The 16,641-nt window shown below is 63.8% G+C and carries 14 protein-coding genes; 11 read left to right on the top strand and 3 right to left on the bottom strand.

All coding sequences use genetic code 11. The features are described from left to right. Positions 1 to 33 precede the first annotated feature (33 nt). The 11 genes from Q2941_RS46630 (at position 34) to Q2941_RS46680 (ending at position 12,874) form a co-directional block, all read left to right on the top strand. The gene (locus Q2941_RS46630; protein ID WP_027522651.1) at positions 34 to 993 is read left to right on the top strand and encodes a helix-turn-helix domain-containing protein; all 960 of its coding nucleotides are present in this window, start codon (positions 34 to 36) and stop codon (positions 991 to 993) included. A 291-nt stretch (positions 994 to 1,284) separates the two neighbouring features. Beyond that, positions 1,285 to 2,802 (top strand): aldehyde dehydrogenase, encoded by a 1,518-nt coding sequence (adh, locus tag Q2941_RS46635; protein WP_458196813.1) that lies wholly within the window; start codon positions 1,285 to 1,287, stop codon positions 2,800 to 2,802. 141 nt (positions 2,803 to 2,943) lie between these two features. After that, the gene (locus Q2941_RS46640; RefSeq protein WP_027522653.1) at positions 2,944 to 4,341 is read left to right on the top strand and encodes a glycerophosphodiester phosphodiesterase family protein; all 1,398 of its coding nucleotides are present in this window, start codon (positions 2,944 to 2,946) and stop codon (positions 4,339 to 4,341) included. 169 nt (positions 4,342 to 4,510) lie between these two features. After that, positions 4,511 to 5,533 (top strand): pyruvate dehydrogenase (acetyl-transferring) E1 component subunit alpha, encoded by a 1,023-nt coding sequence (gene pdhA / locus Q2941_RS46645; RefSeq protein ID WP_458196814.1) that lies wholly within the window; start codon positions 4,511 to 4,513, stop codon positions 5,531 to 5,533. Between the two features lie 29 nt (positions 5,534 to 5,562). Then, positions 5,563 to 6,948: a pyruvate dehydrogenase complex E1 component subunit beta gene (locus Q2941_RS46650; RefSeq protein ID WP_458196815.1), complete on the top strand. Its 1,386-nt coding sequence runs from the start codon at positions 5,563 to 5,565 to the stop codon at positions 6,946 to 6,948. Between the two features lie 3 nt (positions 6,949 to 6,951). Next, positions 6,952 to 7,257 (top strand): DUF5076 domain-containing protein, encoded by a 306-nt coding sequence (locus tag Q2941_RS46655; protein WP_027522656.1) that lies wholly within the window; start codon positions 6,952 to 6,954, stop codon positions 7,255 to 7,257. A gap of 2 nt (positions 7,258 to 7,259) precedes the next feature. Beyond that, positions 7,260 to 7,460, top strand: a complete 201-nt coding sequence (locus tag Q2941_RS46660; protein ID WP_458196816.1) for a hypothetical protein — start codon at positions 7,260 to 7,262, stop codon at positions 7,458 to 7,460. 66 nt (positions 7,461 to 7,526) lie between these two features. Beyond that, on the top strand, positions 7,527 to 8,879 hold the full coding sequence (locus Q2941_RS46665) for a pyruvate dehydrogenase complex dihydrolipoamide acetyltransferase (protein ID WP_027522658.1): 1,353 nt from the start codon (positions 7,527 to 7,529) through the stop codon (positions 8,877 to 8,879). 142 nt (positions 8,880 to 9,021) lie between these two features. After that, entirely contained in the window at positions 9,022 to 10,443 is a 1,422-nt protein-coding gene (gene lpdA / locus Q2941_RS46670; protein ID WP_458196817.1) for a dihydrolipoyl dehydrogenase, read from the top strand. 128 nt (positions 10,444 to 10,571) lie between these two features. Continuing rightward, positions 10,572 to 11,813: a threonine synthase gene (locus tag Q2941_RS46675; RefSeq protein WP_027522660.1), complete on the top strand. Its 1,242-nt coding sequence runs from the start codon at positions 10,572 to 10,574 to the stop codon at positions 11,811 to 11,813. An 89-nt stretch (positions 11,814 to 11,902) separates the two neighbouring features. Beyond that, entirely contained in the window at positions 11,903 to 12,874 is a 972-nt protein-coding gene (locus tag Q2941_RS46680; RefSeq protein ID WP_458196819.1) for a tripartite tricarboxylate transporter substrate binding protein BugD, read from the top strand. Positions 12,875 to 12,896: 22 nt separating this feature from the next. Here the strand turns inward: Q2941_RS46680 and Q2941_RS46685 are convergent, their stop codons facing one another. From Q2941_RS46685 to Q2941_RS46695, 3 genes are all read right to left on the bottom strand, one after another. Beyond that, the gene (locus Q2941_RS46685) at positions 12,897 to 13,283 is read right to left on the bottom strand and encodes a response regulator transcription factor (protein WP_027522662.1); all 387 of its coding nucleotides are present in this window, start codon (positions 13,281 to 13,283) and stop codon (positions 12,897 to 12,899) included. An 82-nt stretch (positions 13,284 to 13,365) separates the two neighbouring features. Further along, positions 13,366 to 14,037 (bottom strand): response regulator transcription factor, encoded by a 672-nt coding sequence (locus Q2941_RS46690; protein ID WP_027522663.1) that lies wholly within the window; start codon positions 14,035 to 14,037, stop codon positions 13,366 to 13,368. Next, on the bottom strand, positions 14,034 to 16,301 hold the full coding sequence (locus tag Q2941_RS46695) for a PAS domain S-box protein (protein ID WP_458196820.1): 2,268 nt from the start codon (positions 16,299 to 16,301) through the stop codon (positions 14,034 to 14,036). Before Q2941_RS46695 ends, Q2941_RS46690 begins: the two co-directional genes overlap by 4 nt. Between the last annotated feature and the right edge of the window lie 340 nt (positions 16,302 to 16,641).

A 16,641-nucleotide genomic window follows, 5' to 3' on the forward strand; every position in this document is an offset into this window, starting at 1 on the left:
CAGCATCTAGACTGCCATCGGGAGGAAACAGTGATGAATGGGCAAATGCACCCGCATCACGCGGCCCGTGTCGAGGCCGCCATTGCGTCAGGCCAGGCGGCACGCTCCGCGCTCGTGGCCTCGTGGTGCCGTTCCTCCCGATTGCACCATCTCGATCCCGGCGGCCGACGGCCGCCGATCCGCCTCACCGAGGCCGAGCTATACCATGCGCGCGAGCGGATCGCGCCACTGCTCAATGCTGCCCAGGGCGCGATGGACCGTCTCTACCAGGCAGTTGGCGCTGCCGGCTGCTGCGTGCTGCTTGCCGACGGCGAGGGCACCCCGGTCGATCGTCGCGGCACGCCGGCCGACGACTCCACGTTCCAATCCTGGGGCCTGTGGACCGGTGCGCTCTGGAGCGAGGAGCATGAGGGCACCAACGGCATCGGAACGTGCCTCGTCGAGCAGCGGCCGCTGACCATCGACCGCGACCAGCATTTCTTCACCCGCAACACGCTTCTGAGCTGCACCGCTGTCCCGATCTACGATCATGACGGGATGCTGGCTGGCGTGCTCGACGTCTCCTCCTGCCGCGCCGACCGCACCGACGCCTTCGCCAATCTGATCGCGCTCGCCGCGGGCGAGGCGGCAAAGCGTATCGAGGCTGATCTGTTCCGCAACGCCTTCGCCCATGCCCGCATCGTGCTGACGCCGTCAGCCGACGGCCATGGCGGCGGTCTCGTCGCGGTCGATGCGGACGATCTCGTGATAGGCGCGACGAGATCCGCCCGGGTCGGACTCGGGATCGCGCCCGGCCGCCCGTTGCAGCCGGTGCCCGCAGCCGATCTTCTCGGTGGCGATGCCGCGCGCGACCACCTCGCCGGTGGCCAGCGCGCGGTCTTGCAGCGGGCGCTGTTGCGCGCGGGCGGCAATGTTTCCGCCGCCGCCAAGGCGCTCGGCGTCAGCCGCGCCACGCTCCACCGAAAGCTCAAGCGCTTCGAGCTGAAGCACTGAGCGTTTGCTCGTTTCCTCAATCGTCATTGCGAGCGCAGCGAAGCAATCCAGAATCTTTCCGCGGAGAGACACTGGAGTGCTTCGCTGCGCTCGCAATGACGATGTGGCTCAAGAGCGCGCTTCTCAGGATGATGTCTGAATGCGTGAGGGCTGCTTCACCTGTCGCAGAACTGCGACAGGTCGCTTCCGTCATCGCTTTCATCCGGGCTGACAGAAAACGACTCCCGCTTCATCGTCTGCGCAAGTCGTGAACACACGACGATCACGCAAACAGCAACATCGGGAGTGAACATGAACAAGGTTGAATTCCTCAACGTCGCACAAGTGCCGTTCGCCGCGAAGTATGACAATTTCATCGGCGGCAAATTCGTCGCGCCGATCTCCGGCAAATATTTTGACAACGCCTCGCCCGTGAACGGTCAGGTCGTCTGCAAGATCGCGCGCTCCGATCACCAGGACGTCGAGGCCGCGCTCGACGCGGCGCATGCCGCCAAGGCCGCTTGGGGCAGCACCAGCGTTGCCGAGCGCGCCGCAATCCTGAACCGGATCGCCGACCGCATGGAAGAAAACCTCGAGCGGCTCGCGATCGCCGAGACCTGGGACAACGGCAAGCCGATCCGCGAGACCCGCGCCGCCGACTTGCCGCTCGCGATCGATCACTTCCGCTATTTCGCCGGCGTCGTGCGCGCACAGGAGGGCTCGATCGGCGAGATCGATCACGACACGATCGCCTATCATTTCCATGAGCCGCTCGGCGTGGTCGGCCAGATCATCCCCTGGAACTTCCCGCTGCTGATGGCGTGCTGGAAGCTCGCGCCTGCGCTCGCCGCCGGCAATTGCGTGGTACTCAAGCCCGCTGAGCAGACGCCGGCCTCGATCATGGTCTGGGCCGAGATTGTCGGCGACCTCTTGCCGCCCGGCGTGCTCAACATCGTCAACGGCTTTGGCCTCGAGGCCGGCAAGCCGCTCGCGTCCAGCCCGCGCATCGCTAAGATCGCCTTCACCGGCGAGACCACGACAGGCCGGCTGATTATGCAATATGCCGCCCAGAACCTCATTCCCGTCACGCTCGAGCTCGGCGGCAAATCGCCCAACATCTTCTTCAAGGACGTCACCGCCGAAGACGACGACTTCTTCGACAAGGCGATCGAGGGCTTCGTGATGTTCGCGCTCAACCAGGGCGAAGTCTGCACCTGTCCGAGCCGTGCGCTGGTCCATGCGGACATCTATGACCGCTTCATGGAACGAGCGCTGAAGCGCGTCGCGGCCATCAAGCAGGGCGATCCGCGTGCTGCCGACACCATGATCGGCGCCCAGGCCTCGGGCGAGCAGCTGGAGAAAATTCTTTCCTATATCGACATCGGCAAGAAGGAAGGGGCGAAGGTCCTCGCCGGCGGTGGTCGCGCGAGCCTCGGCGGCGATCTCTCGGGCGGCTATTACGTCCAGCCGACCGTGTTCCAGGGCCACAACAGGATGCGGATCTTCCAGGAGGAGATCTTTGGGCCGGTCGTGTCGGTGACGACCTTCAAGACCGACGACGAGGCGCTCGCGATCGCCAACGACACGCTCTACGGTTTAGGGGCCGGTGTCTGGAGCCGCGATGCCAATCGCTGCTACCGCTTCGGCCGCGCCATCCAGGCCGGCCGGGTCTGGACCAACTGCTACCACGCCTATCCCGCACACGCGGCGTTCGGCGGCTACAAGCAGTCGGGTGTCGGCCGCGAGACCCACAAGATGATGCTCGATCACTATCAGCAGACCAAGAACCTCCTGGTCAGCTACAGCCCGAAGAAGCTCGGCTTCTTCTGATCGGCGGAGAGGGCGGCGCCAATGCGGCGCCGCCTTCGTCATCCGTCCGTCAAAGAATTGGGACAAGACGAGGGGCCGAGCTATTCAGCTCGGCCCCTGTCGCATTCGAAGCGATGCGACGCAAGAAACGGAGGCTTGGCCATGAAGGACAGTCGGTCACAACGGAAGTCGGGTGTTGGAGCGATGCTGTTCGGCGTGGCGGCTTTGGCATTGCTCCCGGCATCGACGGCCTTCGCGCAGACAAGCCCGGCGCCCGCCGGCGCCAAGCCCTTTTCGACCCTCGACGGAAAGCCGCCACTGATCCTCGGGCATCGCGGCCTGCCGGGGCTGGTGCCTGAAGAGACCGAGGCATCGTATGATCTCGCCGCAGCCCTCGGAACCGACGCGCTCGAAGAGGACCTGCACCTGACCAAGGATTGTGTCCTGGTCGCACGTCACAACCCTTGGCTGAACGACAATACCAACGTTGCCGAGGTGGCGAAGACCAATCCGGCGGTTGCCGCCCGCAAGCGCACGGTACCCGGTGTCCTCGTCAAAGTGAAATGGGCCCAATCTCCCGCCAGCGGGCCTGGTGAATACCTCACTGATCTCACCGATCCGGCCGACCCCAAATCGGTGCTGAAATCGCTGATCGTGGACGGCGAAGACCATACCAACGATTGGTCGATCACCGACTTCACCATGGCCGAGCTGAAGAACTGGATCGCCGGCACCACCTATGATGCGGCCAACGAAAGGCCGAAGGTCTTCAACGGCAAGTTCCCGATCATCAGTTTCCAGGACATCATCGACATTGCCAAGGCCAAGAGCAAGGAGACGGGGCGTCCCATCGCGGTCTATCCGGAGACCAAGAATCCGACCTGGAACAATGCCCAGGCGATCGCCAATGGCTGTGGCGCGCCCGGCAGCCACCCGCTCGAGGATGCCCTGATCAAGATCATCAAGGACAACGGCCTCAACGCGAGGGATGCCCCGATCCTTGTTCAGAGCTTCGAGCCTGGCAGCCTGAAATACATGCGCAGCCATGGCCTTGAGACGCGGCAGGTCCAGCTCATCGATGGCAACGGTGTCGACTTCAGGAACGGCAAGGTCCTCAATGACAACATCACCAATTCGCGTCCGTTCGACTGGACGCTTTCGGGTGACGCGCGCTTGTACGATGCGATGCTAACCTCCGAGGGCCTTGCGGAGATCAAGACCTATGCCGACGGCATTGGTCCGTGGAAGCCCTATATCGTTCCGCTCAAGATTTCGCCGTGGAAGGACAGCAACGCCGATGGCTCTCCCTACAAGGGATCGACGCCGGACGCTTCGACGCAGGAAGCGACCAGCCTCGTTGCCGACGCGCACAAGATCGGCCTGTTTGTGCACGTCTTCACTTTCCGAAACGAGAAGAAGTACCTGGCTGGCGACTATCACGGCGATCCAAGCCTTGAATATCTCAAATTCTTCCGTCTCGGCGTCGATGGGGTCTTTACCGACTTCACGCATACGGGAGTTGGCGCCCGCGCCGCCTATCTTCGAGAACTCGGCTGGTGAGGCCGGCTTGGCGGAGAGCTAATGTTGCCTGATCGGCGCCAAAGGTTTTGCAATATTTCGGCCACGTTGCACTGCGGCATAACGAAAAGCGCGCCATGCAGCCACAGTGCTTTCGCGCGCGATTGAGTTAGGTTAGAGAGGGCTTAGTTTTCTCTGACCCGGAATTCCTATGGCCGCACCCAAGAAAGCCGCCGCTAGCGCTCCCCAGGACAAGACCAACGGCGGCTCGCCCCCGGAATTCACCAGAGAGCAGGAGCTCAAGGCGCTCCGCGACATGCTCCTGATCCGGCGATTCGAGGAGAAGGCCGGCCAGCTCTACGGCATGGGTGCGATCGGCGGCTTCTGCCACCTCTATATCGGCCAGGAGGCCGTGGTGGTCGGCATGCAGATGGCGCTGAAGGACGGCGACCAGGTCATCACCGGCTATCGCGACCACGGTCATATGCTCGCCACCGGCATGGAGGCTAACGGCGTCATGGCCGAGCTCACCGGGCGCCGCGGCGGCTATTCCAAGGGCAAGGGCGGCTCCATGCACATGTTTAGCGTGGAGAAGAAGTTTTACGGCGGCCACGGCATCGTTGGCGCCCAGGTCTCGCTCGGTGCGGGCCTTGCTTTCGCCAACCATTATCGCGGCAACGACAACGTCGCCGTCACCTATTTCGGCGATGGAGCGGCGAACCAGGGCCAAGTCTATGAGAGCTTCAACATGGCGGAGCTCTGGAAGCTGCCAGTGATCTTCGTCATCGAGAACAACCGCTACGCCATGGGCACAGCGGTGTCGCGCGCCTCGGCGCAGCAGGATTTCTCCAAGCGCGGCCTGTCCTTCAACATCCCCGGTCACCAGGTCGACGGCATGGACGTCCGTGCGGTGAAGGCTGCGGCCGATGAGGCAGTCGCCTGGTGCCGCGCCGGCAAGGGCCCGGTCATCCTGGAGATGCAGACCTACCGCTACCGCGGCCACTCGATGTCGGACCCTGCAAAATACCGCACGCGCGAGGAGGTCGAGAAGGTTCGCCACGACCAGGATCCGATCGAGCAGGTGCGCAACCGCCTCCTGGCCGCCAAAGTGAGCGAGCAGGATGTCAAGGCGATTGACGCCGAGGTCCGCGACATCGTGAATGCCTCCGCCGACTTTGCCCAGCATGATCCCGAGCCGGATGTGTCCGAGCTCTGGACCGACGTTTATCGCTAAAAGCGCGCAAGCTTTCTTTTGGAGTTGATATGCCAATTCAAGTGCTGATGCCCGCGCTGTCGCCCACGATGGAAAAGGGCAACCTCGCCAAATGGCTGAAAAAAGAGGGCGAGACGATCAAGTCGGGCGACGTGATCGCCGAGATCGAGACCGACAAGGCGACCATGGAGGTCGAGGCGACCGATGAGGGCACGCTCGGCAAGATCCTGATCCCCGAAGGCACCGCCGACGTCGCCGTGAACACGCCGATCGCGACGATTCTCGCCGACGGCGAGAGCGCCGCTGATCTTGCGAAAGCTCCGGCGCCTGCGAAGCCGGCTGCAGAAGCCGCGCCGCCTGCGCAAGCCAAGAGCGAGGCGTCTGCGCCGAAAGCTGCACCCTCGGCTCCGGCCGCCGTCGCCGAGCCCGATCCGGAGGTGCCCGCCGGCACCGAGATGGTGAAGCAGACCGTCCGCGAAGCGTTGCGCGATGCGATGGCCGAGGAAATGCGGCGCGATGCCGACGTCTTCGTGATGGGTGAAGAGGTCGCCGAATATCAGGGCGCCTACAAGGTCACGCAGGGCCTGTTGCAGGAATTCGGCGCCAGGCGCGTCATCGACACGCCGATCACCGAGCATGGCTTTGCCGGCATCGGCGTCGGCGCCGCGATGGCCGGCCTGAAGCCGGTCGTCGAGTTCATGACCTTCAACTTCGCGATGCAGGCGATGGACCAGATCATCAATTCCGCCGCCAAGACGCTCTATATGTCCGGCGGCCAGATGGGCTGCTCGATCGTGTTCCGCGGCCCCAACGGCGCCGCTGCCCGCGTCGCCGCCCAGCACAGCCAGGATTACTCCTCCTGGTATTCGCACATTCCGGGTCTGAAGGTCGTCGCGCCGTATTCGGCCGCGGATGCCAAGGGCCTGCTCAAGGCCGCGATCCGCGATCCCAATCCGGTGATCTTCCTCGAGAACGAAGTTCTCTACGGCCACACCGGCGAAGTGCCGAAGCTCGACGACTATGTGATCCCGCTCGGCAAGGCGCGCATCGTGCGCTCGGGCAGCCACGTCACGATCATCTCGTGGTCGAACGGCATGACCTATGCGCTGAAGGCGGCGGACGAACTCGCCAAGGACGGCATCGAGGCCGAGGTGATCGACCTGCGCACGTTGCGGCCGATGGACACCGAGACCATCGTCAACTCCGTGAAGAAGACCGGCCGTGCCGTCACGGTGGAGGAGGGCTGGGCCCAGAGCGGTGTCGGCGCCGAGATCGCCGCGCGCATCATGGAGCATGCCTTCGACTACCTGGACGCGCCGGTGACGCGCGTTTCGGGCAAGGACGTGCCGATGCCCTATGCCGCGAACCTGGAGAAGCTCGCGCTGCCCTCGGCAGCCGAAGTGGTCGAGGCCGCCAAAGCCGTCTGCTACAGGTAGACCATGGCAGCGCCCAAGGAACAGCCACTTCCACCTGACGTGATTGGACGCGAAGACGCGATCGAGATTTTGCGCGTGTTCGTGCTCGACGGCGGGCTGTCGATGGCGTTCCAGCGGGCCTTCGAGGAGCCCGACATGTGGGGCCTCCTGCTGGTCGATCTCGCTCGTCATGCCGCGCGCGCCTATGCGCGCGAGAGCGAGATGAGCGAGGAGGAGGCGCTGGGCCGAATCCTCGACATGTTCGAGGCCGAGATCGAGCGTCCGACCGACATGGGCACCACGACGCCGCGCGGGCAGAAGGGGCACTGAGCGTGGCGGTCGAATCCTATCACTACGATCTCATGCGGGAGGCGATGGGTGAGGCCGAGGCCTTCCCCGGCTCCAAAGACATTCTCGACAAGTTCGGCATCCCCTGGATCGATCTTGCCGACGACCGCTCCATCGCCATGATGAAGTCGTGGCGTTCCAATCCCGCCAATGAGCGCCTGTGGCAGGGCGACATCGGCAACTAATCCTTGTCTGTTCGTCTTCCGGTGGGTCGGGAGACGACGTTTTGAGAAGTTCTTCGTGAGGTCAGCATGCCCATCAACATCCTGATGCCCGCTCTTTCGCCAACGATGGAGAAGGGCAACCTCGCCAAGTGGCTGAAGAAAGAGGGCGACAAGGTCAAATCTGGCGACGTCATCGCCGAGATCGAGACCGACAAGGCCACCATGGAGGTCGAGGCGATCGACGAAGGCACGATCGCCAAGATTCTCGTGCCCGAGGGCACGCAGGATGTGCCGGTGAACGATGTGATCGCAGTGCTCGCCGGCGAGGGCGAGGACGTCAAGGCCGCGGGCGCTGCCAAGCCCGCCGCGTCGGCTGCGCCGCCGAAAGCTGCAGAAGCTCCGGCCGCTGCACCGGCTCCGGCGCCCGCACCCGCTGCGAAGGCGGCACCGGCTCCTGCTGCTGCTCCCGCGCCACAGGCCGCCGCTCCGGCCGCGAAGGGCAACGGCCAGGGTGGCCGCGTGTTCTCCTCGCCGCTGGCGCGCCGTCTCGCCAAGGACGCCGGCATCGAGATTTCACTTGTGACGGGCACTGGCCCGCATGGCCGCGTCGTCGCGCGCGACGTCGAGCAGGCCAAGTCGGGCAAGGGCCTGAAAGCCCCGGCTGCTGCTCCGTCAGCCGCGCCGTCGATTGCGCCGACCATGTCCGACAAGCAGATTTTGGCGCTGTTTGAGCCGGGCTCCTACGACATCGTCCCGCATGACGGCATGCGCCGCACCATCGCGCAGCGCCTCACCGCGTCGATCCAGAACGTCCCGCACTTCTATCTCACCATCGATTGCGACATTGGCAAGCTGCTGGTCGCGCGCGAGGAGATCAATGCGGCTGCTCCCAAGGACAAGGAGAAGAAGCCGCTCTACAAGATCTCGGTCAACGACTTCGTCATCAAGGCGATGGCGGTCGCGCTCCAGAAGATCCCGAACTGCAATGTGAGCTGGACCGAGTCCGGCATGGTCAAGCACCACCATTCCGACGTCGGCGTTGCCGTGGCGATGCCCGGCGGCCTGATCACGCCGATCATCCGCAAGGCCGAGACTAAGACGCTCTCGACAATCTCCAACGAGATGAAGGATTTTGCAACGCGTGCGCGCTCGCGCAAATTGAAGCCCGAGGAGTATCAGGGCGGCACCACCGCGGTGTCGAACCTCGGCATGTTCGGCATCAAGGACTTCACCGCCGTGATCAACCCGCCGCATGCGACGATCCTTGCGGTCGGCACCAGCGAGGAACGGCCGGTGGTTCGCGGCGGCAAGATCGAGATCGCGCAGATGATGAGCGTGACGCTGTCCTGCGATCACCGCGCCATCGACGGCGCGCTCGGCGCCGAGCTGATCGGTGCGTTCAAGCAGCTGATCGAAAACCCCGTCATGATGATGGTCTGACGAAGCGAATTCGCGTCGTCATTGCGAGCGAAGCGAAGCATTCCAGGACGTGACCGGCAGACTGGATTGCTTCGTCGCAAGAGCTCCTCGCAATGACGGTCTCGAACATTGAGACCGGTTGAACGGGAACGAGCGCAAAAGCATGGCCGACACATCCTTCGACATCATCATCATTGGCTCCGGTCCCGGCGGCTACGTCACCGCGATCCGCGCCGCGCAGCTCGGCTTCAAGACCGCGATCATCGAAAAATCCTATCTCGGGGGCATCTGCCTGAACTGGGGCTGCATCCCGACGAAAGCGCTGCTGCGCTCGGCGGAGATCTACCACTACATGCAGCACGCCAAGGATTACGGCCTGTCGGCGGAGAAGATCTCGTTCGATCCGAAGGCGGTGGTGCAGCGATCGCGCGGCGTCTCGAAGCGGCTGAACGACGGCGTCGGCTTCCTGATGAAGAAGAACAAGGTCAGTGTGATCTGGGGCGCCGCCTCGATCGATGCGCCCGGCAAGATCACGGTGAAGAAGTCCGACGTCGAAGGACCGAAGGGCTCGCTAGGCGAAGGAACCTATCAGGCCAAGCACATCATCGTCGCGACCGGCGCGCGGCCGCGCGTGCTGCCCGGTCTCGAGCCCGATCCGAAGCTGGTCTGGACCTACTTTGAGGCCATGATCCCCGACCGGATTCCGAAATCGCTCCTCGTCGTCGGCTCCGGCGCGATCGGCATCGAGTTCGCGTCCTTCTTCCACACCATGGGGTCCGACGTCACCGTGGTCGAGGTGCTGCCGCAGATCCTGCCCGTAGAGGACGCGGAGATCGCAGGCCTCGCGCGAAAGCGTTTCGAGAAGATGGGCATCAAGATCATGTCCTCGACCAAAGTCACGAAGCTCGACAAGAAGGCCGACAGCGTCGTTGCCACCATCGACGACGGCAAGGGCAAGCCGGTCACCACCGAGTTCGAGCGCGTGATCTCCGCGGTCGGCGTCGTCGGCAATATCGAGAATCTCGGCCTTGAAAAGCTCGGCGTCAAAACCGACCGGGGCTGCATCGTCATCGACGGCTACGGCAAGACCAACGTTCCCGGCATCTACGCCATCGGCGACGTTGCCGGTCCCCCCATGCTCGCGCACAAGGCCGAGCATGAGGGCGTGATCTGCGTCGAGGCGATCAAGGGTCTGCATCCGCACGCCATGGACAAGAACATGATCCCGGGCTGCACCTATTGCCACCCGCAGGTCGCTTCCGTCGGCCTCACCGAAGCCAAGGCCAAGGAGAGTGGCCGCGAAATCCGCGTCGGCCGCTTCCCCTTCGTCGGCAACGGCAAGGCGATCGCACTCGGCGAGGACCAGGGCCTCGTCAAGGTGATCCTCGACAAGAAGACCGGGCAGCTTCTCGGCGCGCACATGATCGGCGCGGAGGTTACCGAGCTGATCCAGGGCTACGTCGTGGCGATGAACCTCGAGACGACCGAAGAAGAGCTGATGCACACCGTCTTCCCGCATCCGACGCTGTCGGAAATGATGAAGGAAGCCGTGCTGGACGCGTATGGAAGGGTGTTGAATATCTAATTGCCTCTGTCATTGCGAGCGAAGCGAAGCAATCCAGACTGCCTCTGCGGAAAGACACTGGATTGCTTCGCTGCGCTCGCAATGACGAGTGAAGGGAGCCGTTTGCAAAATAAGAAGGAAATCACCCCGTGCACGACAACGACAACCTCACCATCGAGCGCCCGACCTTCGTCACGCATCTGGAATGCGCGATGGAGGGAGATCACTATCCGGCCGACCAGGTTCACAACCTCTCGAAGGCCGGCAAGCCGCTGCTGGTGCGCTACGACCTCACTGGGGTGAAGGAGGCGCTGACCAAGGATGCACTGAGCCAGCGCCCCGCCGACATGTGGCGCTACCGCGAGCTGTTGCCGGTGCGCAAGTGCAAGGACATCGTCTCGCTCGGGGAGATCACGACGCCGCTGATCCGGCTGCCGAAGCTGTCGCAAAAGCTGGGCGGCGGCGAGATCATCGTGAAAGATGAAGGCCGCCTGCCGACTGGCTCGTTCAAGGCGCGGGGCCTCGTCATGGCGGTGTCGATGGGCAAGGCGCTTGGCATCAAGCACATGGCGATGCCGACCAACGGCAACGCCGGCGCAGCGCTCGCGGCCTATGCGACCTCCTGCGGCATCAGGACCACGATCTTCTGCCCGGCCGATACGCCGGAGGTGAACGTCAGCGAAATCGAATTGCAGGGCGCGACCGTCTACCGCGTCAACGGCTATATCGACGATTGCGGCAAGATCGTCGGCGAGGGCAAGGCGAAGGTCGGCTGGTTCGACACCTCGACGCTGAAGGAGCCGTACCGGATCGAGGGCAAGAAGACGATGGGGCTGGAGCTTGCCGAGCAGCTCGGCTGGGATGTGCCCGACGTGATCTTCTATCCGACCGGCGGCGGCACCGGCCTGATCGGCATGTGGAAGGCCTTCGACGAGCTCGAGAAGATCGGCTTCATCGGATCGAAGCGCCCGCGCATGGTTGCGGTGCAGGCGTCCGGCTGTGCGCCGATGGTGCGCGCCTATAAGGAGGGCACCGACCATGCGGCGCGCTGGGAGGACGCCCACACCATCGCTTCAGGAATTCGCGTGCCGCAGGCGATCGGCGACTTCCTGATCCTGCGCGCCGTGCGCGAGAGCAAGGGCTTTGCCATCGCGGTCGACGACGACAAGATCTCATCGGCGCTGAGCGAGGTCGCGCGCGAGGAGGGGCTGCTCTTGTGTCCCGAGGGCGCCGCGACTTACGCCGCCTACAAACAGAGCCTCGCCGACGGCCGCGTCACCAAGAATGATCGCGTGATGCTGTTCAACTGCGCGACCGGCCTGAAGTATCCGCTGCCGCCGGTCACCCGCACGCTCGACCGCCACAAGCCGATCGACTTCTCGCAGTTCTAGCCCGGGCGAGAAGGCCGCTCGCGAGCTCGTAGTTCTCCCTCTCCCGCAACGGGGGGAGGTGATCAGGAATGTCGCCGGGGGAGACGCAGATGCGAAAGACGATCTGGGCCGCGCTGATCACCATCCTCGCTCTTGCCGGCGCCGCGCGCGCCGACACCTACCCCTCGCGTCCCATCACCATCATCGTGCCGTTCGCGGCCGGCGGACCTTCGGACGCGATGGCGCGCGTGCTCGCCGAGCGCATGCGGGCGAGCCTCGGCCAGGCAGTGGTGGTCGAGAACGTCACCGGTGCCGGCGGTTCGATCGGGGTGGGGCGCGCCGTGCATTCGGCTCCCGACGGCTACACCATCTCCTTCGGCCATCTTGGCACGCACGTGGCCAACGGTGCGGTCTACAGGCTCCCTTACGATCTCGTCGCCGATCTCGAGCCGGTGGTGCTGCTTCCGAGCAACCCCATGATCGTCGTCAGCAAGAACGCCGTGCCGGCGACATCGCTGAAGGAGCTGCTCGCCTGGCTGAAGTCGCGTCCGGCGCCGGCGACCGCGGGCACGGCCGGTGCGGGCTCCGGCAGCCACATCGCCGGCGTCTATTTCGAGAGTGTTTCCGGCATCAAGCTGCAATATGTACCCTATCGCGGCACGGGGCCGGCGCTGAACGACCTCATTGCCGGCCAGATCGACATCATCGTCGACCAGACCTCGAACTCCATCAACCAGGTCCGCGCCGGCACCATCCGTGCCTACGCGATCAGCGACGACAAGCGCCTGGCGTCCGCGCCCGAAATCCCGACCGCCGATGAGGCCGGACTGAAGGGCTTTCAGATGACGCTGTGGTCGGGCTTATGGGTGCCCAAGGGCACGCCGCGGGAGATCGTATCGAGGCTCAACGTCGCGGTGGTGGAGGCGCTCGGCGATGCCGCCGTGAAGAAGCAGATGGAAAATCTCGGCCTCGAAATGCCGCCGAAGGACCTGCTCACCCCCGAAGCGCTCGGCGCGCGGCAGAAGGCCGAGATCGCCAAGTGGTGGCCGATCATCAAGGCGGCCGACATCAAGGTGGATTGAAGCGGGGCTCACGCGCAGGGCATCACGCCGTGGCGTCCGCCCGTCCTCCCAGCGCCATCTCCAGGCATTGCATCAACTCCGAGGCGACGAACGGCTTGCCAAGGAAGCAGAGTGCACCGGCCCTCAACGCGCGTGCACGCACGCTCTCATCCGGAAAGGCCGTAATGAATATGAACGGCGTGGCCGAGCCCTGGGTACGCATCCGCGTCAACAGATCGATCCCGGACATGACCGGCATCTGCACGTCCGCGATCACGCAACTGGCGCCGTTCAGATCGGTCGAGCCCAGGAACTCTTCGGCCGAGGCGAAGGTGTGGACGACGTATCCGCGCGACGCCAGAAGATTGTCGATCGCGGCCCGCACATAGGGATCATCGTCGAGCACCGAAATCACTGAAGGCGCTGACAAAACGTCCGCTCCCAAGCTGCTTGCCGCCGCACGCCGGCCGGAAGCAAGGGTGGGCCCATCAAGCGAGATTTGGAACTCATACTTAGGTTTGTTCGTCCCGCTTGGCGTGCTGTGTTCCGAGGGCCTCGTTCATTTTCACCAGCTCGGCCAGCGACTTGGCACCCATCTTCCGCATGATCTGGCCACGATAGATCTTGACGGTGATTTCGGCCAATCCCAGCTCGGCGGCCACGTGCTTGTTCATCATGCCAGACGCGACCAGGGACAGCACGTCCCGTTCCCGCGGGGTGAGCGACTCGAAGCGGGACCTGACGTTCGACACCGTTTTCTCGATCTCGCGGCGCTTGCGATCGCGCTCGATCGCGGCCTGGACCGCGTCCAGCATGTCCTGGTCGCGCACCGGCTTGGTCAGGAAGTCGACCGCGCCACTCTTCATGGCCCGGACGGTCATGGGAATGTCGCCATGGCCGGTGATGAAGATGATGGGCGTGTGGATGTTTGCCTTGGCGAGATCGGCCTGCAGGTCGAGGCCGCTCAGTCCCGGAAGGCGGATGTCGAGCACCAGACAGCTGGGGACCTCCGGCGGCTTGCTTTGCAGTATCTCAGACGCCGACCCGAATGCAGCAACCCTGAGGCCGACCGATTCAAAGAGATTGATAAGCGCCCGACGCACTGATGGGTCATCGTCGACGACCAGGACGATCGGCTCGTCATTGCCCGTCTGCGGCAAGGAGGGCTTGTGGCGCTCGGTCACGACGGCGCTTCCTCCCGATGCAAGGGCAGGGTGATCTGAAACGTCGCGCCGCACCCCGGGTTGGGCGAGGCCGAAAGTCGTCCGCCGTGGGCCTCGACGATGGAACGGCAGATCGAGAGTCCCATGCCCAGGCCGCCGGATTTGGTGGTGAAGAACGGTGTGAACAAGCGATCAATCGCATCGGCGGAAATGCCGACCCCACGGTCCGTCACGCTCACCAGCACTGATCCGTTTTCATCCGGACCGGAGCAGATCACCAGCTCACGCGGGCGGTCCACGACGCCTTCCATGGCTTCGATCCCATTCATGATCAGGTTGATCAGCACCTGCTGTAACTGGATTCGGTCGCCGATGATATTGGGCAGCACTGATCTCAATTCCATTCGCACCGATACGGCGTGGGTGGCCATCTCGCGCTGGACGAGCGCGACGGCCTCGCGAACGACTCCGTTGACGTCGAGCGGGACCATCTCGATGTCAGTTCTCTTGGCAAGTGCCCGGACGTGACGGATCACCTCGCCGGCACGGTTGCAATCCTCGACGATCCACTCCACCGAGCGACGTGCCCCTTTCAGATCCGGGGGACTGCGCTGCAGCCAGCCGATGCACGCGTCGGCGTTGGCCATCACGGCGGCGAGGGGCTGATTGAGTTCGTGAGCAATCGAGGCGGTCAGCTCGCCGAGCGTCGTTACGCGCGTCACATGGGCGAGTTCGGTCTGCGCCTTGCGCAGCGCCAGTTCGGCCTGTTCGGCCCGGATGGCGGCGGTCACATCGGTGCAGACGCCACGATAGCCGAGGAAATTGCCGTTGGCGTCGAGGAACGGCTTGCCGCTGGTGCGAACATAGGTCGGCTGTCCGTTCCGGTCCTTGCTCCGGTACACAAGGTCGCGAAACGGAGCATGCGCGTCAAGTGCCGCCCGATGCTGTTGCCACTTCTCCGGTTGGAGTGCTGCATCGGGAGCAATGTCCCAACGTGTGAGCCCGAGCGCCCAGAAAGGGGCCATGCCGGCCGTTTCAGGATGTTCGGAGACGCGGGTGACGCGATGGTCGGGCCCGGTCTCCCAGAACCAGTCGGACGCAGTTTCGGCGTAGTCGCGGAAGCGCTGTTCGCTTTCGCGCAGTCGCCGTTCTGCCTCCTTGGCCGGGGTGATGTCGCTCACCGAGCCAACGAACTCGACGTTGCCGCCGGCGTCTCGCGTGGCGCGGGCCACCGCGCGAACATATTTCACGGCGCCGTCGGGCATCACGAGGCGGTATTCGTGATCGTAGTCGTACCCCTCGCGCATCGCGCGTCCCGTGGTTCGCCGCACCGCGAGCCTGTCGTCCGGATGGATGCGCTCGAGCATGAATGGGATCGTGGGCTTCTCGGCTTCGTCGCATTGGAAGATGCGATACGTCTCCTTCGACCAGGTGATGTCGCCGGTTGTGGACTTCCAGCCGAAGCTGCCGGTGTGGCTCAATTCCTGCGCCTGGGCGAGATAAGCCTCGCTCTGTCGTAGCGCATTCTCCGCTTCCTTGCGCTCGGTGATGTTCTCGCAGGCGACCAGCACGATCTGCTTGCCATCGCTCTGAAGCATGGCCTTGGCGTTCTCGCGGACCCACAGAACCGAGCCGTCCTTGCGCACCTTCCGGATCTCCCAGGTGTGTGACTGACCGACGGTCCCAAGGCAGAGCGCGACGCACCGGCGGACGAAGTCGCGGTCTTCCTCGAAGAACACACCCAGCACCGATTGGCCGATCAGCTCTGCTGCCGTATAGCCCAGTTGCGCGGCGCCGAACGTGTTCACGTTCACCACGGTTCCGGCGGGATCGACCATGAAATACATGACCGGGTTGTGCTCGAAGACCTGCTGCCATTGCTTCATAGCCTCGCGCAAATCGGCATCGCTGGATTTAAGGCTCGGCTTGAAGCGGCCAGGGCGCCGTTCGCTGCGGGCCTGCTGGATCAATCCCGACCCGATCAGGCACGCGAAAAGGAACGGAGCGATCACCAGGCGATCCTGCGGATCGGAGATGCGGAAATCAAAGAGGGGCGGGGCAGAGAAAAAGTCGAGCGCTGCAACGGCGAGGAGAGTGAGGAGACCGGAGGCCAGGAAGCTGTCCATGAGTGCGAACAGCAGGATCACCACGAGATAGCAGAACGCGGTCGCGGGGAGCCCGATCTGGAGGAAGAAACAGGCCGCGGTCACCAGCGCCAGCACAACGCAACCGAAGACGAATTGCGCAGCTGACTTCCAGATTTGTGCTGTCTGGCCAGGCTTCATCGCAGACAGTCTCGGCTCATCTCTGCGGTGAATGCAAGTAGACCACGTTGCAACAACATCGGCAATTCCCCCCGACCAAAGTCGGGTCGATGGCGACGGGACGGCGTGTCGCCTTCGGACTTGCGGCTCGCGATGCTGCTCGCGAACTAGCTGCGGCTATGCGGGCCCGCGACTCGCGGCGGCCGTGCAGCCGGCGCAGGGTGCGCCGTCTCGTTGCGAAGAACGCCAGCGCAAACCCCCGGGCGACTACGGGACAAACCTAGGTATAGCTCGCCCATCCCTAGTCATGTCGGTCATTTACCTCCGTACAATTGAGAACGTTGTGGCTGACGGACTAGCC

The sequence above is a fragment of the Bradyrhizobium sp. UFLA05-153 genome (genome assembly GCF_054185185.1).